Origin of the sequence: Mesorhizobium sp. M0410, from assembly GCF_040321435.1 — a bacterium.
In the GTDB taxonomy this organism is placed as follows: Bacteria; Pseudomonadota; Alphaproteobacteria; order Rhizobiales; family Rhizobiaceae; genus Mesorhizobium.
On the sequence record NZ_JAMYRN010000012.1, the window covers coordinates 64,075 to 85,428 of the forward strand.

Below are 21,354 nucleotides of genomic sequence, written 5' to 3' on the forward strand. Positions count from 1 at the left end.
CTGCTTCCAAAATTTTCCAGGCCATGCTTGGCGGTTTACAGCGGCGAAGTGTAGCCTTAATCCCGAACCTTCCACAAAAGAAAGCATGCGCACCCATCTCAAGCGGTGCCGTACGGGCGAGGAACCGAAAGCATCATGGCCAAGAAATCCGAAAGCAACGGGCCCTCCGTCAGCGCCCAGGAGGCATTGGAATTCCATGCCATGGGGCGGCCGGGCAAGCTGGAGATCGTCGCCACAAAACCGATGGCGACGCAGCGCGATCTCAGCCTCGCCTATTCGCCGGGCGTCGCCGTGCCGGTTCTCGCCATTGCCGAGGATCCGAGCCGCGCCTTCGACTATACGGTTCGCGGCAACATGGTCGCCGTCATCTCCAACGGTACCGCCATCCTTGGCCTCGGCAATCTCGGCGCGCTTGCTTCGAAGCCAGTGATGGAAGGCAAGGCGGTGCTGTTCAAGCGCTTCGCCGATGTCGATTCCATCGATCTCGAGGTCGACACCGAGGATGCCGACGAATTCATCAACTGCGTGCGTTTTCTCGGCCCCTCCTTCGGCGGCATCAACCTCGAGGACATCAAGGCGCCGGAGTGTTTCATCATCGAGCAGCGGCTGCGCGAGCTGATGGACATACCGGTCTTCCATGACGACCAGCACGGCACTGCCATCATTTCGGCCGCCGGCCTGATCAACGCGCTGGAAATCACCGGCCGCGACATGAAGACCACGAAAATGGTCTGCAACGGCGCCGGCGCTGCCGGCATCGCCTGCATCGAACTGATGAAGGCGATGGGCTTTGCGCCAGAAAATATCATCCTGTGCGACACCAAGGGCGTGGTCTTTCAGGGCCGCACCGAAGGCATGAACCAGTGGAAATCGGCGCACGCCGTGAAAACCGGTGCGCGCTCGCTGGCCGAAGCGCTGGACGGCGCCGACGTGTTCCTCGGCCTCTCGGCCAAGGGCACGCTGACCACCAGGATGGTGCAGTCGATGGCCAAGAACCCGATCATCTTCGCCATGGCCAATCCCGACCCCGAGATCACGCCGGAGGAGGTCGCCGAGATCCGCACCGACGCCATCATGGCGACGGGGCGGTCCGACTATCCCAACCAGGTCAACAACGTGCTTGGCTTCCCCTACATTTTCCGCGGCGCGCTCGATGTGCGGGCGACCACCATCAACGACGACATGAAGATCGCCGCGGCCAAAGCGCTCGCCGAACTGGCGCGCCAGGACGTGCCCGACGACGTCGCCGCCGCCTATCAGGGCATGCGGCCGAAATTCGGTCCAAACTACATCATCCCGGTGCCGTTCGATCCGCGCCTGATCTCGGCGATCCCGATCGCGGTCGCCAAGGCGGCGATGGACTCCGGCGTCGCCCGCAAGCCGATCCTCGATCTGGACCGCTACGCGCAGGAGCTTTCCGCCCGCCGCGACCCGATCGCATCGACGCTGCAGCGCATCTACGACCGGGTGCGCCGCCAGCCCAAGCGCATCGTCTTTGCCGAGGGCGAGGAGGAGCAGGTGATGCGCGCCGCCGTCTCCTATGTGAACCAGCGGCTCGGCACCGCCATCCTGCTCGGCCGCGACGACATCATCAAGGAAAACGCCAGGAACGCCGGCATCGACCTCGGCAAGCAAGGCATCGAGATCATCAATGCGCGGCTGTCGCGGCGCAACTCGGTCTACGCCGACTATCTCTACGAGCGCATGCAGCGCAAAGGCTTCCTGTTCCGCGACTGCCAGCGGCTGATCAACAACGATCGCAACCATTTCGCCGCCTGCATGGTGGCGCTGGGCGATGCCGACGGCATCGTCACCGGTGTCACCCGCAACTATTCGACGGCGCTCGATGACATCCGCCGCGTCATCGACGCAAGGCCCGGCCACTGCGTTATCGGCGTGTCGATCGTGCTGGCGCGGGGCCGCACCGTCCTCGTTGCCGACACCGCCGTGCACGACATGCCGAATGCTGAACAGATCGCCGACATCGCCGAGGAGGCCGCCGGCTTTGCCCGCCGCATGGGCTACGAGCCGAGGCTCGCCATGCTCGCTTATTCGACCTTCGGCCATCCGCAGGGCGAGCGCTCCGAGCGCGTCCAGGAAGCGGTGCGCATCCTCGACAAGCGCCGCGTCGATTTCGAGTATGACGGCGAAATGGCCGCCGACGTGGCGCTCAACGCCCGCGCCATGGCGCAGTACCCGTTCATCAGGCTGACCGGCCCGGCCAACGTGCTGGTGATGCCGGCTTTCCACTCGGCCTCGATCTCGACCAAGATGCTGCAGGAACTCGGCGGCTCTACCGTCATCGGCCCGCTGCTGGTCGGCCTGAACAAGCCGGTTCAGATCGTCTCGCTCAATGCCAAGGACTCAGACATCGTCAATATGGCGGCGATCGCGGCGTATAGCACCGGGGCTTGAGGAGCGCCTAGCGGCACCTCTTCCTTCTCCCTTGGGGGAGAAGGAAGAGGCGCCGCGCTACAGCAACCCCGCCTGTTCGGCCTCGCGGCGCAGATTCTGCCTTGGCCTTGGGCCGATCTGCTGGATGACCAGTCCGGCGGCCAGCGAGCCGAGGTCGCCGCACTGCTTCAGGCTGCGGCCTTGCGTGTAGCCATAGAGGAAACCGGCGGCATAGAGGTCGCCGGCGCCTGTCGTGTCGACCAGCTCGCGGATCCTGGTCGCCTCGATGGTGACGGTCTCGTCGCCGCGCACGATCACCGAGCCCTTTTCCGAGCGGGTGACGGCGGCGATCTTGCAATCCTTGCGGATCTGCGCCAGCGCCTCGTCGAAGGACGCGGTCTGGTAGAGCGACTTGATCTCGTGGCTGTTGGCAAAGACGATGTCGACGGTGCCGGAGCGCATCAGATCGAGGAACTCGTCGCGGTAGCGGTCGACGCAGAACGAGTCCGACAGGGTCATCGACACTTCGCGCCCGGCGGCGTGGGCGAGTTTCGCCGTCTGCCGGATCGCTTCCTTGGCGCGCGGCGGGTCCCACAGATAGCCCTCGAAATAGGTGACGGCGGCGCCCGACGCCTTGTCGGCCTCGACGTCCTCCGGGCCGAGCTCGACGCAAGCGCCGAGATAGGTGTTCATCGAGCGCTCGCCGTCCGGCGTGACGAAGATCATCGAGCGCGCCGTCGGCGGTTCGCCGTTGAGCGGCTTTGTGTCGAAGGCGACGCCCTGGGCATGGATGTCATGCGCGTAGATTTCGCCGAGCGCGTCGTTGGAGACCTTGCCGAAGAAGGCGGCGCGGCCGCCGAAGGAGGCAACGCCCGCCGCCGTGTTGCCGGCGCTGCCGCCCGAGGCTTCGATGGCCGGGCCCATGCGGCTGTAGAGCAGTTCGGCGCGCCTCGTGTCGATCAAATTCATCGCGCCTTTGATGATGCCGTTGGTCTCCAGGAACGCCTCGTCGCACTGGGCGATGATGTCGACGATGGCATTTCCGATACAAAGCACGTCATAATCCGGCATCAATTCATGTCTCCGCCAAAAGCCACCGGCTTTCTGCCACGCCGGGCGCGGGCGGGTCTAGCGGTTTGATGCGGCTTTGCCTAGCGGCGATCCGACGAATGTCAGCATAGCGACCATCGTTGGATGGCGGCCGAAGCATTTCCCGCGTGCCTGGCTTACAAGCATGGCTGAGATGAGCGATGCCCAGAGGTTCCAGCCGGCCATGTCCATGAAAACCGACACGAGGCTCGAGTTGGTGCTGCTCGTCGTATTGGCGCTGCTGTGGGGCGTATCCTACAGCTTCATCAAGATCGGCGTCGCGACGATCCCGCCGGTAACGCTGATCGCCGCGCGAACCCTGGTCGCGGGTGGCATCCTGTTCGCCTGGATCCGCTGGCGCGGGCTGGCCTTGCCGGGTGATGCCGCAAGCTGGCGCCGGTTTGCATTCCAGGCATGCCTCAACAGCGTCGTGCCGTTCACGCTGATCGCTTGGGCCGAGCGCTCGCTGGATGCCGGGCTGGCCACGATCCTGAATGCGACCTCGCCGATCTTCACCTTCTTGCTGACCGCCCTCATCACCCGCCATGAACCGGCGACCATGCGCAAGCTGTTCGGTGTCGCGGCGGGAATCGCCGGAATATGCCTCGTTGTCGGCGCCCCAGCGCTAGGCGGCCTCGGACAGCAAATATTGCCGCAACTTGCCGTGGTCGCGGCGACGATCTGCTACGCCGGCGCTGCCGTTTTCGGCCGCGGCTTCAGGGGGCTCGACCCGATGGTGCCGGCCGCCGGTTCGATGCTCTGCGGCGCCGCGATGCTGATCCCGTTGAGCCTTGCGTTCGACCGGCCATGGACCTTGGCGCCATCGACAGCTTCGGTCCTTGCGCTGCTCGGGCTTTCGGTGTTTTCGACCGCGCTGGCCTTCTCGATCTATTTCCGCCTCCTCCATTCGCTGGGCTCCGTCGGCACCACCTCGCAAGCCTATCTGCGGGTGCCGATCGGCGTTGCTATCGGAGCCGTGTTCCTTGGCGAAAGCCTTGGTCCGAGCGCGTGGTGGGGAATGGCCCTGGTCGTCGTCGGCGTGGCGGCGATGACCATTCCCCAGGCGAAGGTCGCGCGCTAGGAAGCCGCGCTTGCGACTTGGGCGGTCTCCGCCTATTCGGAGATATCAGCCACGGGCATGTTTGACATGGAATTGGAAACGCCGTGATCCTCGACGCCGCCCGCGCCGCCTTGAGCCGGCTGTTCTCGCCCGAATTCCGTTCCGTGTTCGTGAAGACACTGGGGCTGACCTTGCTGGCACTGGCGGCGCTGTGGTTCGGGATAAAGAGCCTGTTCGAATGGCTGGCCTGGCCGTGGATCGATGCATGGCTGCCCGCCCTTCCCTCCTGGGCCGGATGGCTGGGCGCCGTCGTCGCCGGCGTCGGCCTTGCGCTGGGGCTGGCGCTTTTTATCGCGCCGGTGACGGCGATCATCGCCGGCCTGTTCCTTGACGACGTCGCCGAAGTGGTCGAGCGCACCGACTATCCCAACGATCCGCCCGGCTGCGCCGTGCCGGCGCTGCGCTCGCTGGTGCTGGCGATCAGGTTCTTCGGCGTCGTCATCCTCGGCAACATCATCGCTCTGCTGCTTCTGCTGGTGCCGGGCATCAACATCGCCGCCTTCTTCATCGTCAACGGTTATCTGCTCGGGCGCGAGTTCTTCGAGTTCGCCACCATGCGCTTTCGCCCGGAGGCCGAGGCCAGGGCGCTGCGCAGAAAGCACGCGGTCACCGTATTCCTGGCCGGGCTGGTCGTCGCCGCTTTCCTGGCCGTGCCCCTGCTCAACCTTTTGACGCCGCTGTTCGCCGCCGCCATGATGGTGCATCTGCACAAGGCGATCTCGGCGCGGGAAGGGAGCTAGCGCAGCAGGAAACCCCTGCCCAGGTCATCATCGTCCTCGACGATGAATTCGGCCCGTCCTGAGTAATAGGCGCGGCCGCCGACCCGGGCGATGATGGCATCATGCGGCCCGGCTGTGGCCCTGCGTGCGACCGCGCCGGAAAAGCGCGAGCCGGCGATGCTCTCGAACAGCCGCGCCCGGCCAATCTCGATTTGCCCCTTGGCGTGCATGGCCGCCAGCCGCGCGGTGACGCCCGAGCCGGTCGGCGAACGGTCGACCTCGGCTTCGGCGAAAACGCAGATGTTTTTGGTCGGCGTATCGGAGAACGCATCCTGTCCGTCAGTCAGGATGGTGCCGTAGAGAAAGGCGAGATCGGCATGGTCGGGATGCGACAGCGGCAATTCGGCCTTGAGCTTATCGGTCAGCGCGGTCGCTGCATCGACGAAATCGCGCACCCGGTTCCTGCCGAATTCCAGCCCGAACTGGCGGCAGTCGGCGAGCGCATAGAAGGCGCCGCCATAGGCGATGTCAAAGCCGACCGGACCATAGCCCGGCAGCTCGATCCGCCGGTCGCGGGCGAACAGAAACGCCGGCACGCTTTCGAAGGACACCGCACCGGCCTTGCCATTCCTTACGTCCACAGAAGCCGAGATCAGCCCGCACGGCGCCTCGATGTTTACGGTCGTCAACGGCTCGCGTGGCGCCACCAGCCGCTCGTCGACGGCGTAGCGGCCGAGCGCGACGATGGCGTGGCCGCACATCGTCGAATAGCCCTCATTGTGCATAAACAGCACCGCGAGGTCGGCGCCCGGCAGGTCAGGCTCCACCAGCAGCGCGCCATACATGTCGTAATGGCCGCGCGGCTCGAACATCAGGATCTTTCTGAGATGATCGAGATGGTCGCGCACATAGGCACGCTTTTCGAGGATCGTGCCCTTGGGAATGTCGGGGTAGCCGCCGGTGACGATCCGCAGCGGCTCGCCGCCGGTGTGCATGTCGACGACGGTGAGGGTCATTCGCCGGGCCCGACCTAGGCTGAAGATTTGGCAAACAGCGCCTGCAGCTTGCCGAACGGCATGGCGGCGCGGGTGAAGCCGAAGGTGCCATCCTGCTGGATCTCGCGCGCCGCGGTCTCCAGCATGCCGAAGGCGAAATTGGTGAGCCATGGACCGAGCGAGACGCGCTTTACCCCCGCCGTGGCCAGGTCGGCGATGGTGAAGCCGGGCCTGGCCATGACGTTGACCGGCTTGGTCAGCGCCGAGCAGACGGTTCGCACCATCTCGATGTCGCCTAGCCCCGGTGCATAGAGCACGTCGGCGCCGGCCTTCTCGAAGGCCTGCAGCCGCTTGATCGTATCGTCAAGATCGGGCTTGCCCCACAGGAAATTCTCGGCCCGCGCGGTGAAGACGAAATCGCGTTTCAGTGCCCGTGCCGCTTCTGCCGCCGCCGCGACGCGCTCGACGGCATGCGCAAAATCATAGATCGGCTTGTCGGGCTCGCCGGTATGGTCCTCGATCGAGCAGCCGGCGAGGCCAGCCGCCTCGGCGGCGAAGATGGTCTCGCCGGCACTTGTTGCGCTGTCGCCCTTGCCCTTTTCGAGATCGGCCGAAACCGGCAGCCCGGTCGCCGCCGACACTTCACGGCAATGATGGATCATCGCCTCGAACGTCACCGCACCATCGGGCAGGCCGCGCGAAAAGGCAAAGCCGGCGCTGGTCGTGGCCAGCGCCTTGAAGCCGAACGAAGCCAAGAGCTTGGTCGTCCCGACGTCCCAGGAATTGGCCATGACGAAGATCGAGGCATGCAGGTCGCGAAAAATCTTACCCTTGTCCATGGATGCTCCCCTCCAGTGCAGAATGTGAGGCAAATTCTAGCCCGGCGGAAGGCGCCGGGCAAACAAATGCGGTTGGCTCAGAAGCGTTTGGCGTTGTCATCTGCCAATCGGTCCAGCGCATCGGAATCCTTGACGTAGCGCGAAGCATTTTTGTTCCAATGATAGGTGACGGAAATGTCGCGCGAAGACGCCTCTGGCGGCGGCTGGCCGTCGCAGCTTTCTTCTCCCGGTAGCGTCGCGTCGGTCACTGTGACCTTGATGGCTGCATAAGGCTGGCCGTCGGCGACCACCTGGAACGCCGCATTCTGTGTCCTCCTATGAGTGCAGAGGTTTTCGTCGAACGTATAGATCATGTCGATCAGCTCGAACCTGTCGTTGCGGACCATGATCAGCGGCGTGATCCCATAGCCCTGGCTCGAATTGAAATGCATGCTCATGCTGATGATAGCGTCGTCACCAGGCCCGATCGCCAGCTTGCCCGGATCGCGAAGATAGGTGATGCGGTCGACGGCGACATTGACCGCGTCGAGCAGCGCCGGCTTGCCGGTGATGTCATAGAGTGCCAGCACGGCATAGCCCTCGGCGCTGTCAGGCGAGTCGCCAAGGTCGAACAGCATGGCCAGCCGCTCCTTGCCGCCGGCCTTGATGCCGAGCACGCCGGCGTTGGAAAGACCCGACGTCGCCGGCGGGGAGCCGCCGTAGTCCGGACCAGCGATGTGGCGCATCTCGATCGGCGTCGAACCCCGGAAAAAGCCGTCCTTGTCCGCGGCCAGATCGGGAATGACCATCCTGGCGAGGTCGAGATAGGTGACATCGCCGTGGCCGGGGACAGCGCTGCCGAGCTCCGGGAAACTGACGGCCTCGGCGCTGGCCGTCGTCCAAAGACAAGGCAGCAGCAGGCAGGCAAGGATGAAACGAACCAGCGAGAAGGCCATGCGCGCGCTCGTTATGTCGGGCGCGCGCAAGCTAGAGCATTTTGCGGCCAAGAGGAAACACCTGGCGTTACCCCGCTATGTTGGTTTGGCTTCGGTCGCCAGGGTCTGCTGGAAAACAGGCACCAGCTGATCCATGGCGGCTGCGAGCCACGCGCCGAGTTCGTCCGGCAGAGTGTCATGGATCCAGACCAGGCGGCTCCGGCCCTCACCCTCGGCAAAGACCTGCATGGAGGTGTTATCATGGGCGACCTCATCGCCGAGCCATCCCCACACGATGCGCCGGCTCTGCTCGTCGCGGGCGATGAGCCGCTCTCGCACAATCTTGCCGTCGGCGAAAGTAAGGGCCCGTACGTCGTCCTCATCCACCCTGCAGTCGACGAAAACGCCTGGGGCTATCCGTTGGGCGCCGCCGGCGAAGTCGCCGACCGTCGCCCATACGCTTTCCGGTGAAGCATCTACGATGATTTCCCTGACTATCGAAGCCATGTTCGCATTTCCTTCATTAGTAGGTAGACCTGTCTGTCTACATGTGGATGTATACAGACCTGTCTGCTATATAGTCAAGGCATGTCCGCAGCCCGAATCAACAATCGTCCCGAAAGTCTTGCGCGCCGTCGCATCCTCGATACGGCGACCGCGCTGTTTTCTCTGGAGGGGGTGCGCGCAGTCGGCATCGACCGCATCATCGCCGAGGCCGGCGTTGCCAAGGCGACGTTCTATCATCACTTCGCGGCCAAGGACGATCTGGTCCGCGCCTATATCGAGGAGCTCAGCAAGGGAGGACGGGCGGCAATCGCGAAGCTTGGGCGGCGGCCACCTCGGCAGATGATCCTTGCGATATTCGATCTCATCGCCGATGCGGCAGATCAGCCGGGCTACCGCGGCTGCCCGTTTCAGAATGCCGCCGCTGAATATCCGGATCCCAGCAGCCCGGTTCGCCAGGCGATCGATCAGCATCGTCACTGGAAGTGGGGTATCCTCAGGGATCTGCTGATCGCGGACGCAAATCCCGATCCGGACCGCACAGCGGACGCGCTAACGGTGGCGGCCGACGGCCTCCTTGTCGTCAGTCATCTCGACAGGCCGGCCAAGCTGCGCAGCCTCATACGCGACACGGTCGACCGAGTACTTGGAGCCCCACGCCCGGTCTGAGACCGGATGCGCATGCAGCTTACGCAAAGGCGATCAGTGGATCGGCACCAGCCCGGCCAGTTCACGCATGTCGTCGAACAGGATGCCGCCAGCTTCGATCAGTCCATCGCGGTCGGAAAGCGGGTCGCCGTGGTAGGAATAGACGCGCATGCCGGCGGCGATGCCGGCTGTCGTCCCGGCGACGCTGTCCTCAATGACGATGCAGTCGGCGGGCGCGAAGCCCATCGTCGCTGCCGCATGCAGGAAGAGGTCGGGGAACGGCTTGCCGCGCGAGACCATGGTCGAGCTGAACAGCGCATGCTCGAACAGCGGCAGCAGCCCGGTCTGGCCGAGTGTGATGTGCATTTTCGATACCCGTGCCGACGAGGCGACGCAGGTGGCGATGCCGGCGGCGTGCACGGTTTCGATGAACTCGCGAACGTAGGGGATGGCCTCGACGCCATGTGCGAACAGGTCCGGCAGGCCGGCGTTCCAGCGCTCGACAAAATCGGCGCCAAGACTGACGCCGGTCGCCTCGACTTCCTTCTGCACCGAGACCATGCTGCGGCCGGAGAAATTCTTGCGGCAATATTCGAAGCTGGCCGGGAAGCCTGCCGCGGTCAACCATTCGGCGAGGCGCCGATTGGCCAGGTTCTCGGTATCGACCAGAACCCCGTCGCAATCGAAGATGACGAGTTTGGGTATTTTCATCAAGCGGTGCCGGTCGATCCGAAGCCGCCCGAGCCGCGCGCCGTGCCGCCGGCCAATGTGCGCTCCTCGACGGTCGCCTGCGTTACCGGGGCGAAGACGATCTGGGCGATCCGCATGCCGCGCGTCACGGCGAAATCCTCGTCGCCGAGATTGATCAGCAGCACCTTGACCTCGCCGCGATAGTCGCTGTCGATGGTGCCCGGCGTGTTGAGGCAGGTGAGCCCGTGCTTGACGGCGAGGCCCGAACGCGGCCGGACCTGGCCTTCGACGCTCTCCGGAATTTCCAGGACCAGCCCGGTCGGCACCAGCGCGCGCTTTCCGGGCAGGATCAAAAGCGGCCTGTCGTCGGGGACGGCGGCGCGCAGGTCCATGCCGGCGGCGCCCGAGCTCTCATAGGCGGGAAGCGGCAAGCCCTCGCCATGCGGCAGCCTGACGAAACCGACAGCCGGACCGATGACGGAGGTAGGATAAGGTGCTGCGCGCATAAGGCTGATCCTATCGTCGCGAACGCCGGTTCAGTCAACTCGGCGGCAATGCTATCAACGGCTTTCTTTCAGCGCAGTTCCGCCTCAGCGCAGTTCCATCGGAACGACCGTGGTCTCCTTGATCTCCTCCATGACGAAAGAGGCCGAAACGTCCGACAGCGCCACCTTGGCGATCAGCCGCTGGTAGAGCCGGTCATAGGCCTTCACATCGGCGACGCGGGCGCGCAGCACATAGTCGAGATCGCCGGACATGCGGTAGGCGCCGGTGATCTCGGCAAAGCCGGTCACCGCCGCCCGGAATCTTTGCAGCCAGTCGGGATCGTGGTTCGAGGTGCGGATCAGGATGAACACCGAAAGCCCGAGTCCGAGCTTGTCGGCGTCGACCAGTGCCACCCGACCGGTAATGACGCCGTCTTCCTCCAGCCGCTTGACCCGGCGCCAGCAGGCATTGCGCGACAGCGATATTCTTGCCGAGAGCTGGTCGACGGACAGCGTGCCGTCGCGTTGCAGCTCGGCCAGCAATCTCCGGTCTATTTCGTCGATTTCCGCCATCATGCGGGATGTTTGTCCCAAAATTTGGCTTTAGACAAGGACAATTTGAGACCGATGACCCTGATAGCCGTGGCAGGATATTCATCGCTGGCTCTTCATGCCGGCAGGAGGGATCGACATGACAGCACGGCTCGCAAGACTTTTCACCTCTCACCCGGCCGCGGTCGGCGAGAGCTATTTCGGCCATATGGCTTTCGCCGCATGGTTCTCGTCGCGATTGTTCATGGCGGCCTTTGCCGCGCTCATTCATGCTTTCTTGCCGTTTCTGTTCGAGACCACGGCAAGCGGCATCATCCGTGAGCTCTACGAACGGACGCATAACAGGGGACGGTAAGCCGTAGAGGTGCCGATCGCGGGAGGCCGCGGTACAGCGCCCCCTCAACAAATCCCGGCAGCGCAATCCGATCAAGCGCCGCCGTCGTCAAAATGCCGAGCCAGGCTTGAAGCCGCGCCGCAATCCACCATTTTGAGGAGCGCGACGCGATAGCCCGGAGCGGTCATGATGGATATCGTCTTTTCCTCGACCACCAAACTGGCCGCGGCCATCCGCGACCGTACGGTTTCCGCAATAGAAGTGCTGGACGAGCATCTGGCGCAGATCGACAGGCACAATGAGGCGGCCAATGCCGTCGTCACGCTCGACAGGGAGGAGGCTCGCGCTCGAGCGAAGAAAGCCGACGAAGCGCAGGCGCGCGGCGAGGCACTTGGGCCGCTGCATGGCCTGCCGTTCACACTGAAGGACACGCACGAAACCGCTGGCATGAGAACCACCGTCGGCTTCCCGGCCTTCGCCGACTATGCCCCGAGGGCAGACAGTTCGGTCGTTGCCCGGCTAAAGGCGGCAGGCGGCATACTGGTGGGCAAGACGAACGTGGCGACAATGCTCGGTGACTGGCAGTCGAGCAATCCGCCATTCGGCCGCACCGGCAATCCCTGGGATCTCCAGCGCACCGCCGGCGGCTCCAGTGGCGGTGCGGCGGCGGCGCTCAGCACCGGAATGACGCCGTTCGAGGTCGGCACCGACATGCAGGATTCGATCCGGCTGCCGGCCGCCTTTTGTGGCGTCTACGGCCTCAAGCCGACCGAGCACCGCGTCTCGCTCGCCGGCGCCTTCCCCGATCCAGGCGGGGCGCCGCGCAGCGTGCGGCTGATGTCCTGCCTCGGACCGCTGGCGCGCAGCGTCGAGGACCTGGCGCTCATCTACGGCCTCATTGCCGGGCCGGATGGAAGCGATACCGACCTTGCGCCGGTCCCGGTCGAAACCATGCCTGAGCTGGACCTCAAAAATTTGCGCATTGCCGTCGCGCCGTCCTTTCCGGGCTTTCCAGTGGCCGGCGAGATCAGCGCGGCGGTCGAAAGTCTGGCAAAAGAGCTTCAGGCTGCGGGCGCCATCGTCGAGGAAGCCGAATTGCCGGAGCTCGACCTGCACGACGACCTGAAGCAGGGCGGCGTCCTGATCGGCATGATGCTGGAGGCGGCGCAGCCCGAACCACCGGAGAAGCCGACGCCGGTCTCGCGCTGGTTCGAGGCGCTCGCCCGCCGCGACCGCTCCATCCTGGCATGGGAACGGTTCTTCGACGGTTGCGACGCCTTGCTGTGCCCGGTGGCCATGGTCACCGCCTTCCCGCATTGCGAGCCGGGAACGCCGATCGAGGTCGACGGCGAGAAGCAAAGCTACTGGATGCTGCCGGCCTATGGCGCGGTGTTCAACTACAGCGGCCATCCGGCACTGTCGCTGCCCTGCGGACAGGATCGCGACGGCCTGCCCATCGGACTACAGCTTGTTGGCAAACGCTGGTCGGAGTCGCGCCTGCTCGGGATCGCCAGGGCCATCGAGCCGCTGGCCGGCGGCTTTCGCCGCCCACCCGGTTATTGAGTAAACCGCGCCAGTCCGTAGGGATCAAGCAGCGGATCGCGCTCGCCGTCGAGGATTTCGCGGGCGGCGAACAGGCCGACGGCCGGCGCCAGCGTGATGCCGGAATGCATAACGGCGACGTAGACGCCGCCCGTGCCTTCGGCGCGGCCTATGATGGGAAAGCCATCGACCGGCGTCGGCCGGTAGCCAATGGTGTGGAAATCGAGTTCCAGCCCATCCGCGCCGCGCAGCATCGCCTTCATCGCTGCAAACAGGTCGCGGGCGGTGGCCGCGGCATCCATGCCGGGATCGGCGCCGCCGAAATCCGAGCCGGCGATGACGCGGCCTCCCGCTGTCTGGCGCATATGCAGGCGGTCGCCGATCACCAGCCCGTTGAGCAGCTTTTCGTAGGGGCGCGAATGCACGATCAGGCCGGGCGGCGTTTCGATCGGGAGTTCTATCCCGGCTGTTGCCGCTAGTGCCGGAGAGCCGGCTCCGGCCGCGATCACCACCTCGTCGGCAGTAATCGGCCCGCCGGATGTATCGACGCCGGCAATCCTGCCGTTGGCCTGCACAAGCGCGGTCGCGGTAACTCCCGTCAGCAGCCGCGCGTCGCGCCGTTCGGCGTCGGCCAGCAGTGCTTGCGTGGCGGCGACCGGCTCGGCGACACCTTCCTTGGCGACATAAAGGGCGAAGTCGGGAAGTTCGGCCAGATTGGGCTCGATGCGGGCCGCTCCGGCACGGTCGACACGCTCGATGCCGTAGCCCCATAGGGAATGTTCGGCGGCATAGGCTTCCAGTTCGGCCGCGGGCAGGTCCCAGCACAGGCCACCGCACCATTGCAACGGGATGCCCGGCACCTCGTTCGCCAATCGCGTCCATTCGGCCATCGATCGAGTCCGTAGCCGGAAGTAAGGCTGCGGATTACCCCAACTGGCATTGATCCAGGCAAAGGAATTCGGCGTCGCGACGCCGCCGGCACCGCTGCCGGCAATGACCGTCACCTTTGCTCCGGCCCTGGTCAGGTGCCAGGCGATGGAGGCGCCGATGATGCCGGCGCCGATGACGATGACTTGTTTCGCCGCTGCCATGCTTCACTCCTCGTTCCAACGCCACCACTGCGATGCCATTGCCCGTGGGTTCTGCCAAGAGCGCGCGGTATAAAACATGCTTCTTGACTTTAATACGTACGTACGTATTATACGGCATGGCTAGACATTCACTTCGCGAAAAACTTCTCGACGCCGGTTTCAAGACCATCTGGAGTTCCGGCTATTCGGCCGCCGGCGTACGCGACATCGTCGCCGCGGCCGATGCCCGCCCGGGGTCCTTCACCAATCATTTTGCATCCAAGGAGGCGTTCACCGGCGAGGTGCTGGACCGCTATTTCGCCTATGTGAGCGGTTTGGTGGAGCAGGCCCTTGCCCGGGACGGCACGCCCCCGGTCGGGCGCTTGCGCCGCTATCTCGAAATCATCACGTCGAAGCTGGAGGCGCATGATTGGGCACGGGGCTGCATGATCGGCAATCTCAGCCTCGAGACGGCGGCTCACAGTGAGGCGCTGAGGCTGCAACTCGTCGCCATTTTCGAACGCTGGCGCAAGCCGTTCGCCGAATGCATCACCGAAGGCCAGGCGGCCGGCGATATCACCGACGCATTCGATGCCGAGGACCTCGCCGATTTCCTTTTGAGTTCCTGGCAAGGTGCGATGCTGCGCATGAAGGTGGAGCGCAGTCCCGAACCGGTCGAGCGTTTCAAGAATATCGTCTTCAAAACAGTCTTCGCAAAAAGGAGCTGATCCGATGAACCCGAAACTCGAAAAGCGCAGAATGTTGCCGCGCTCGCAAGTCGCGGTACTCGATTCCACCATTTCCTATATCGAGGCAGGCACGGCTGGCCCGACAGTACTCTTCCTGCACGGCAACCCGACGTCGTCCTACATCTGGCGCGACATCATCCCGCATGTAGCGCCGTTCGGCCGCTGCATAGCGCCCGACCTGATCGGCTATGGCCAATCCGGCAAGCCGGACATCGACTATCGCTTCTTCGACCACGTCCGGTATCTCGACGCTTTCATCGAGACGCTTGGCATCACCGACATGGTGGTCGTCGCGCAGGACTGGGGTACCGCCCTTGCCTTCCATCTCGCCGCCCGGCGGCCGCAGCGGATCCTCGGCCTCGCCTTCATTGAATTCATCCGGCCCTTCGAGAGCTGGGACGATTTCCACCAGCGTCCGCAGGCGCGCGAATTGTTCAAGGCAATGCGCACGCCTGGCATCGGTGAGAAGCTTGTTCTGGAAGACAATGTTTTCGTCGAAAAGGTGCTGCCGGCCTCGGTTCTGCGCACGATGAGCGATGCTGAAATGGCAGCTTATCGGGCGCCGTTCCCGACACCGCGATCGCGCGAGCCGATCCTGAGGCTGCCGCGCGACCTGCCGATCGAAGGCCAGCCCGCCGACGTCGCCGCCATCAGTGAGAACGACCATCGGGCGCTCCGGGCTTCCTCCTACCCGAAGCTGCTTTTCTCAGGCGATCCGGGCGCCCTCGTCTCGCCGCAGGCGGCACGGGAATTCGCGGTGGGCCTGAAGAACTGCCGGTTGATCGATCTCGGACCCGGCGCGCATTATCTGCAGGAGGACCATGCCGACAGGATCGGTACCGCCATTGCCGAGTGGATTCCCGAGATAGCCTTCGAGAGCCATGCCGCCGAACCGGCGTGAAGCCGGGAGCGTGGCCACTCCGCCGGAGAGGTCGACAGCTCTGCACTCCGCTGCTAGAAGCCCGGCCTCACACGGAAATCCTGAAAATGTCCGAAACGATTACAGATGCGGTATCGCGCCGCCGCACTTTCGCGATCATTGCTCACCCCGACGCCGGCAAGACAACGCTCACCGAAAAGCTGCTTTTGTTTGGCGGCGCGATCCAGCTTGCTGGCGAGGTCAAGGCCAAGAAGGACCGCATCCAGACCCGGTCCGACTGGATGAAGATCGAACGCGAGCGCGGCATTTCGGTGGTCACCTCGGTGATGACCTTCGAATATGAGGACACCGTCTTCAACCTGCTCGACACGCCCGGCCACGAGGATTTCGCCGACGATACTTATCGCACGCTGTCGGCGGTCGACAGCGCGGTCATGGTCATCGACGCCGCCAAGGGTATCGAGCCGCGCACGCTGAAACTGTTCGAGGTCTGCCGGTTGCGGGACATCCCGATCATCACCTTCGTCAACAAGATGGACCGAGAAAGCCGCGACCCGTTCGACATCCTCGACGAGATCGAGCAGAAGCTGGCGCTTGATACCGCACCGATCACCTGGCCGATCGGCCGCGGCAAGACCTTTTCCGGGACCTACCATCTGGCACTGAATGCTGTGCGCAAGGGCGACGCCGAAAAGGAGCGCACGCCGGTCAACGGTCCCGATTCCAACCGCGTCGCCGGCCTGCTGCCGGAGAACGAGCGCGAGGCTTTCATCGAGGAGCTGGAGCTGGCGCGCGAGGCCTGCCGCCCGCTCGATCTGGAAGCCTTTCGCGAAGGCCATCTGACACCGGTCTATTTCGGCTCGGCGCTGCGCAATTACGGCGTGCGCGACCTGATCGAGGCGCTCGGCGCCTATGGGCCGCCGCCGCGCGCGCAGGAGGCCGACACGCGCAAGGTCGAGGCAACCGAGGACAAGATGACCTCCTTCGTCTTCAAGATCCAGGCCAATATGGACCCCAACCACCGCGACCGTATTGCTTTCGTCCGTGTCTGCTCCGGCAAGCTCGAGCGCGGCATGAAGGCCAAGCTGGTGCGCACGGGAAAGCCGATGAGCCTGTCGGCGCCGCAATTCTTCTTCGCCCGCACCCGCGTCACGGCCGACGAGGCGTTCGCCGGCGATGTCGTCGGCATCCCCAACCACGGCACGCTGCGCATCGGTGACACGCTGACCGAGGGCGAGGAGATCCTGTTTCGCGGCGTGCCGAATTTCGCGCCGGAAATCCTGCGCCGCGTCCGCCTCGGCGACGCGATGAAGGCCAAGAAGCTCAAGGAGGCGCTGCACCAGATGGCCGAAGAAGGCGTCGTGCAATTGTTCTCGCCGGAGGACGGCTCGCCGGCCATCGTCGGCGTCGTCGGCGCCCTGCAGCTCGATGTCCTGAAAGAGCGGCTGAACTTCGAATACACACTGCCGGTCGATTTCGAGATGTCGCGCTTTTCGGTCTGCCGCTGGATCTCGGCCGACGACAAGGCCGAGCTCCAGCGCTTCATCGAGGCGCATCGCGGCGACATTGCCCGCGATCTCGACAACGATCCGGTGTTCCTCGCCCAGCACGCCTTCTCGCTCAACTACGAGGCTGAACGCTGGAAGGCGATCCGCTTTGCCGCGGTGAAGGATTATCAAGTCCGCGACAAAGCGGCTTGATGCGGCCCCTTCCCTTCTCCCCTTGGGGGAGAAGGTGTCGCCGAAGGCGACGGATGAGGGGTGTTCCAGGAAACACCAACGTCTCATTCCGTCCAACATCCCTCAACCGTCTCGGCGCTTCGCGCCGATCCACCTTCTCCCACAGGGGGGGAAGGCAAGACCGCGTTCGTTCACCCCCTGGCTGCCTCTTCGATCTTGGCGATGTCGATCTTGCTCATCTGCATCATCGCCTGCATCACGCGGCCGGCCTTTTCCCTGTCGGGGTCCAGCAGCAGCTTGGGCAACTGCTCGGGAACGACCTGCCAGGAGAGGCCGAACTTGTCCTTCAGCCAGCTGCACTGGCTGGGCTCGCCACCGCCCGCGATGAGCCTGTCCCAAAAATAGTCGACCTCGTCCTGCGTCTTGCAGTCGATGGAGAGCGAGACTGCCTGGGTGAACTTGAATTGCGGCCCGCCGTTGAGCGCCTGGAACTGAACGCCGTCGAGCTCGAATGAGACCATCAGCACCTTGCCCTCATTATCGCCGCTGCCCTTGGGCCAGCGCATCACGCTCAGCACCTTCGAATTCTTGAAGATGGAGATGTAATGGTTCATGGCCTCCTCGGCCTGGTCGTCGAACCACAGGCAGGGGGTGATCTTTTGCATTCTCTTGCTCCTCGGACTGGTTTTGGCTTTGTTTTCACTCACAAAACGGCCGGCTGGCGATTGATGCCCGGCCCGCCGTCTGCCCAAGGACGCTCGAGCAAAACCCGATCCGACAGCACCTCTGACTTTTTTACGGTCTGGACCGGCTGCGTCTTTGGCTGGCGCTCGTTCCGCGCCCTGGCGCAGCGCAAAATTGTGGCCAGACCAGAGCTTGGCGTCTATAAGGCCTGCGGCTCAATTCCGGTTTTCCGCGCCTGTGCGGCGCGAACAGACAGCAAGGACAGTTCAATGCCCGCCTACCGTTCCCGCACCACCACCCATGGCCGCAACATGGCCGGCGCCCGCGGCCTGTGGCGCGCCACCGGGATGAAGGATTCGGATTTCGGCAAGCCGATCATCGCCGTGGTCAACTCCTTCACCCAGTTCGTGCCCGGCCATGTCCATCTGAAGGACCTAGGCCAGCTGGTTGCCCGCGAGATCGAAAAGGCCGGCGGCGTCGCCAAGGAATTCAACACCATAGCCGTCGACGACGGCATCGCCATGGGCCATGACGGCATGCTGTATTCGCTGCCGTCGCGAGAATTGATCGCCGACTCGGTCGAATACATGGTCAACGCGCATTGCGCCGACGCCATGGTCTGCATCTCGAATTGCGACAAGATCACGCCGGGCATGCTGATGGCGTCGCTGCGCCTCAACATCCCGACCGTCTTCGTCTCCGGCGGACCGATGGAGGCCGGCAAGGTGGTGCTCGCCGGCAAGAGCCAGGCGCTTGACCTGGTCGACGCCATGGTCGCGGCCGCTGACGACAAGGTATCCGACGAGGACGTCAAGATCATCGAGCGATCGGCCTGTCCGACCTGCGGCTCGTGCTCGGGCATGTTCACCGCCAATTCGATGAACTGCCTGACCGAGGCGCTCGGCCTGTCGCTGCCCGGCAACGGCTCGACGCTGGCGACGCATGCCGACCGCAAGCGGCTGTTCGTCGAGGCCGGCCATCTGATCGTCGATCTCGCCCAACGCTATTACGAGCAGGACGACGACACCGCGCTACCGCGCGGCATCGCGTCGAAGGGCGCTTTCGAGAACGCCATGACGCTCGATATCGCCATGGGCGGCTCGACCAACACCGTGCTGCACATCCTCGCCGCGGCACATGAGGGCGAGGTCGACTTCACAATGGAGGACATCGACCGGCTGTCGCGGCGGGTGCCGGTGCTGTGCAAGGTGGCGCCGGCCAAGGCCGACGTCCACATGGAGGACGTCCACCGCGCCGGCGGCATCATGGCGATCCTCGGCCAGTTGGATAGCGCCGGGCTGATCAACCGCGACTTGCCGACGGTGCACACCCCAAGCCTCGGCGAAGCGCTCGATCATTGGGATATCTCCCGCACGTCAAGCCAGAATGTCCGCGACTTCTTTCTGGCGGCACCTGGCGGCGTGCCGACGCAGGTCGCCTTCAGCCAGGACCGCCGCTGGGACGAGCTCGATCTCGACCGCGAGACGGGCGTCATCCGCTCGGCCGAACATCCTTTCTCAAGGGATGGCGGCCTTGCCGTGCTGAAAGGCAATCTCGCGCTCGACGGTTGCATCGTGAAGACGGCCGGGGTCGATGAATCGATCCTGAAATTCACCGGTCCGGCAAGAGTGTTCGAAAGCCAGGACGCCAGCGTCAAGGCGATCCTGTCGAACGAGATCAACGCCGGCGATGTCGTCGTTATCCGTTATGAAGGCCCGCGCGGCGGCCCCGGCATGCAGGAAATGCTCTATCCGACCAGCTATCTCAAATCGAAGGGCCTCGGCAAAGCCTGCGCACTGATCACCGACGGTCGTTTTTCCGGCGGCACCTCCGGCCTGTCGATCGGCCACGTCTCGCCGGAAGCGGCTGAAGGCGGTCTGATCGGGCTGGTCAGGGAAGGCGACACGATCGAGATCGACATCCCCAACCGCACCATCAGGCTTGCCGTCGACGACGCCGAACTCACCGGCCGTCGTGCGGCGATGGAGGCCAGGGGACCAACTGCCTGGAAGCCCGAGGAAAAGCGCAAGCGCAAGGTGACGACGGCCTTGCGCGCCTATGCGGCGATGGCGACAAGTGCCGCCAAGGGGGCGGTGCGGTACGTGCCGGAATAGGCATACTCTTCAAAGGGGTAACGATAGATGGATTTCGACCTTGTGGTGCGCGGCGGCACGCTGCCCGACGGCAGGATCGCCGATATCGGCATCGTCGGCGAAACGATCGCAGCGATAGAGCCCGAGCTGAACGTCAGCGCCGGCACGGCGATCGATGCCCGTGGCAATCTGGTCTCGCCGCCCTTCGTCGATCCGCATTTCCATATGGATGCCACGCTTTCGCTCGGCATTCCCCGCATCAATGTCTCGGGCACGCTGCTCGAAGGCATCTCGCTTTGGGGCGAGCTGAAGCCGCTTCTGACCCACGAGGCGGTGCGCGACCGTGCGCTTGCCTATTGCGACTGGGCGGTGTCGATGGGCCTGCTCGCGATCCGAACCCATGTCGATGTTTGCGACGACCGCCTGCTGGCGGTCGAAGCGCTGCTCGACGTGAAGAAGACCGTTGCGCCGTATATCGACCTGCAATTGGTCGCCTTCCCGCAGGACGGCTTCTATCGCTCGCCGACGGCGCGCAGCAACACCATCCGGGCGCTCGACATAGGCGTCGATGTCGTCGGCGGCATTCCGCATTTCGAGCGCACCATGGCCGACGGCACGCGCTCCGTCACCGAGCTCTGCGAGATCGCGGCCGAGCGCGGCCTGATGGTCGACCTGCATTGCGACGAGACCGACGATCCGCTGTCGCGCCACATCGAGCAGCTTGCCTATGAGACGCAGCGGCTTGGATTGCAGGGCAGAGTGGCCGGCTCGCACCTAACATCGATGCATTCGATGGATAATTACTACGTCTCGAAACTGTTGCCGCTGATTGCCGAGGCCGGCGTTTCGGCGATCCCCAATCCGCTGATCAACATCATGCTGCAGGGCCGCCACGACACCTTTCCCAAGCGCCGCGGGCTGACGCGGGTCAAGGAGATGCTGGCGCACGGCATCCGCGTCGGCTGGGGCCAGGATTGCGTGCTCGACCCCTGGTATTCGCTGGGCACCGCAGACATGCTCGACGTCGCCTTCATGGGCCTGCATGTCGCCCAGATGTCGAGCCCGGCAGAGATGGCGCGCTGCTTCGACATGGTCACCAACGTCAATGCCGCCATCATGGGCCTCGACCACCTTGGCCTGGCGGTCGGCAAGCGCGCCAGCCTGGTCGTTCTCGATGCCGGCAACCCGGTCGAGGCGCTGCGGCTGCGCCCAGAGCGTCTCTGCGTCATTGCCAGGGGCAAGGTGGTGGCCGAGCGCAGCCGGCAGGACACGCGGCTTTCGATCGCCGGAAGGCCGGGCACGGTGAACCGGCGCCACGCTTAAAGCGCGTTGCGCTCGACCGGCCTCATGCGACGCGCTTAAGTTCCTGTTTTG

Annotated in this window: 21 protein-coding genes; 11 read left to right on the forward strand and 10 right to left on the reverse strand. The window is 64.3% G+C overall.

What is annotated here, in order from left to right; genetic code table 11:
• Nucleotides 1-135 precede the first annotated feature (135 nt).
• On the forward strand, nt 136-2,415 hold the full coding sequence (locus tag NKI63_RS19035; protein ID WP_352506930.1) for an NADP-dependent malic enzyme: 2,280 nt from the start codon (nt 136-138) through the stop codon (nt 2,413-2,415).
• A 57-nt stretch (nt 2,416-2,472) separates the two neighbouring features.
• Here the strand turns inward: NKI63_RS19035 and NKI63_RS19040 are convergent, their stop codons facing one another.
• Nucleotides 2,473-3,465: an adenosine kinase gene (locus NKI63_RS19040; RefSeq protein WP_352506999.1), complete on the reverse strand. Its 993-nt coding sequence runs from the start codon at nt 3,463-3,465 to the stop codon at nt 2,473-2,475.
• 208 nt (nt 3,466-3,673) lie between these two features.
• Here NKI63_RS19040 and NKI63_RS19045 point away from each other — a divergent pair, with 208 nt between their 5' ends.
• Nucleotides 3,674-4,564 (forward strand): DMT family transporter, encoded by an 891-nt coding sequence (locus NKI63_RS19045; protein ID WP_502896077.1) that lies wholly within the window; start codon nt 3,674-3,676, stop codon nt 4,562-4,564.
• An 83-nt stretch (nt 4,565-4,647) separates the two neighbouring features.
• Complete coding sequence (locus NKI63_RS19050; RefSeq protein ID WP_352506931.1) at nt 4,648-5,343, forward strand: sulfate transporter family protein; 696 nt, start codon at nt 4,648-4,650, stop codon at nt 5,341-5,343.
• On the opposite strand, the gene NKI63_RS19055 is transcribed toward NKI63_RS19050, so the two are convergent.
• The 4 genes from NKI63_RS19055 to NKI63_RS19070 form a co-directional block, all read right to left on the reverse strand.
• Nucleotides 5,340-6,338, reverse strand: coding sequence for a proline racemase family protein (locus NKI63_RS19055; protein WP_352506933.1), 999 nt, complete (start codon nt 6,336-6,338; stop codon nt 5,340-5,342). The two genes, NKI63_RS19050 and NKI63_RS19055, sit on opposite strands and share 4 nt — an antisense overlap.
• Nucleotides 6,339-6,352: 14 nt before the next feature.
• Nucleotides 6,353-7,156 carry an isocitrate lyase/PEP mutase family protein gene (locus NKI63_RS19060; protein WP_352506934.1) on the reverse strand — a complete coding sequence of 268 codons (804 nt, stop codon included), beginning with the start codon at nt 7,154-7,156 and terminating at the stop codon, nt 6,353-6,355.
• A 77-nt stretch (nt 7,157-7,233) separates the two neighbouring features.
• Entirely contained in the window at nt 7,234-8,091 is an 858-nt protein-coding gene (locus tag NKI63_RS19065; protein ID WP_352506935.1) for a hypothetical protein, read from the reverse strand.
• Nucleotides 8,092-8,166: 75 nt separating this feature from the next.
• On the reverse strand, nt 8,167-8,577 hold the full coding sequence (locus tag NKI63_RS19070; RefSeq protein WP_352506936.1) for an SRPBCC family protein: 411 nt from the start codon (nt 8,575-8,577) through the stop codon (nt 8,167-8,169).
• A gap of 81 nt (nt 8,578-8,658) precedes the next feature.
• Here NKI63_RS19070 and NKI63_RS19075 point away from each other — a divergent pair, with 81 nt between their 5' ends.
• Nucleotides 8,659-9,243, forward strand: a complete 585-nt coding sequence (locus tag NKI63_RS19075; RefSeq protein ID WP_352506937.1) for a TetR/AcrR family transcriptional regulator — start codon at nt 8,659-8,661, stop codon at nt 9,241-9,243.
• A gap of 33 nt (nt 9,244-9,276) precedes the next feature.
• On the opposite strand, the gene NKI63_RS19080 is transcribed toward NKI63_RS19075, so the two are convergent.
• The 3 genes from NKI63_RS19080 to NKI63_RS19090 form a co-directional block, all read right to left on the reverse strand.
• Nucleotides 9,277-9,933, reverse strand: a complete 657-nt coding sequence (locus NKI63_RS19080; protein WP_352479875.1) for an HAD family hydrolase — start codon at nt 9,931-9,933, stop codon at nt 9,277-9,279.
• Nucleotides 9,933-10,418 (reverse strand): dUTP diphosphatase, encoded by a 486-nt coding sequence (dut, locus tag NKI63_RS19085; protein WP_352822858.1) that lies wholly within the window; start codon nt 10,416-10,418, stop codon nt 9,933-9,935. Before dut ends, NKI63_RS19080 begins: the two co-directional genes overlap by 1 nt.
• 84 nt (nt 10,419-10,502) lie before the next feature.
• The gene (locus NKI63_RS19090; RefSeq protein WP_254816142.1) at nt 10,503-10,973 is read right to left on the reverse strand and encodes an Lrp/AsnC family transcriptional regulator; all 471 of its coding nucleotides are present in this window, start codon (nt 10,971-10,973) and stop codon (nt 10,503-10,505) included.
• A gap of 115 nt (nt 10,974-11,088) precedes the next feature.
• Here NKI63_RS19090 and NKI63_RS19095 point away from each other — a divergent pair, with 115 nt between their 5' ends.
• Nucleotides 11,089-11,304 (forward strand): DUF6356 family protein, encoded by a 216-nt coding sequence (locus NKI63_RS19095; protein WP_023717932.1) that lies wholly within the window; start codon nt 11,089-11,091, stop codon nt 11,302-11,304.
• 168 nt (nt 11,305-11,472) lie between these two features.
• Entirely contained in the window at nt 11,473-12,846 is a 1,374-nt protein-coding gene (locus NKI63_RS19100) for an amidase (RefSeq protein ID WP_352507001.1), read from the forward strand.
• Here NKI63_RS19100 and NKI63_RS19105 read toward each other — a convergent pair.
• Nucleotides 12,840-13,916: an NAD(P)/FAD-dependent oxidoreductase gene (locus tag NKI63_RS19105; RefSeq protein ID WP_352506939.1), complete on the reverse strand. Its 1,077-nt coding sequence runs from the start codon at nt 13,914-13,916 to the stop codon at nt 12,840-12,842. The genes NKI63_RS19100 and NKI63_RS19105 overlap by 7 nt on opposite strands.
• A gap of 116 nt (nt 13,917-14,032) precedes the next feature.
• On the opposite strand from NKI63_RS19105, the gene NKI63_RS19110 reads away from it, so the two are divergent.
• From NKI63_RS19110 to NKI63_RS19120, 3 genes are all read left to right on the forward strand, one after another.
• Nucleotides 14,033-14,623 carry a TetR/AcrR family transcriptional regulator gene (locus NKI63_RS19110; protein WP_352506940.1) on the forward strand — a complete coding sequence of 197 codons (591 nt, stop codon included), beginning with the start codon at nt 14,033-14,035 and terminating at the stop codon, nt 14,621-14,623.
• Between the two features lie 4 nt (nt 14,624-14,627).
• Nucleotides 14,628-15,545, forward strand: a complete 918-nt coding sequence (locus NKI63_RS19115; RefSeq protein WP_352506941.1) for a haloalkane dehalogenase — start codon at nt 14,628-14,630, stop codon at nt 15,543-15,545.
• Between the two features lie 86 nt (nt 15,546-15,631).
• Nucleotides 15,632-17,224: a peptide chain release factor 3 gene (locus tag NKI63_RS19120; protein ID WP_352506942.1), complete on the forward strand. Its 1,593-nt coding sequence runs from the start codon at nt 15,632-15,634 to the stop codon at nt 17,222-17,224.
• A gap of 170 nt (nt 17,225-17,394) precedes the next feature.
• Here NKI63_RS19120 and NKI63_RS19125 read toward each other — a convergent pair whose 3' ends face one another.
• Nucleotides 17,395-17,868: a VOC family protein gene (locus NKI63_RS19125; RefSeq protein WP_352506944.1), complete on the reverse strand. Its 474-nt coding sequence runs from the start codon at nt 17,866-17,868 to the stop codon at nt 17,395-17,397.
• A gap of 288 nt (nt 17,869-18,156) precedes the next feature.
• Between NKI63_RS19125 and ilvD the strand changes: the two genes are divergently transcribed.
• Together ilvD and NKI63_RS19135 are read left to right on the forward strand one after the other, a co-directional pair.
• Nucleotides 18,157-20,001 carry a dihydroxy-acid dehydratase gene (gene ilvD, locus NKI63_RS19130; RefSeq protein WP_352822863.1) on the forward strand — a complete coding sequence of 615 codons (1,845 nt, stop codon included), beginning with the start codon at nt 18,157-18,159 and terminating at the stop codon, nt 19,999-20,001.
• Nucleotides 20,002-20,028: 27 nt separating this feature from the next.
• The gene (locus NKI63_RS19135) at nt 20,029-21,303 is read left to right on the forward strand and encodes an amidohydrolase family protein (protein WP_352506947.1); all 1,275 of its coding nucleotides are present in this window, start codon (nt 20,029-20,031) and stop codon (nt 21,301-21,303) included.
• The last annotated feature ends 51 nt before the right edge of the window (nt 21,304-21,354 follow it).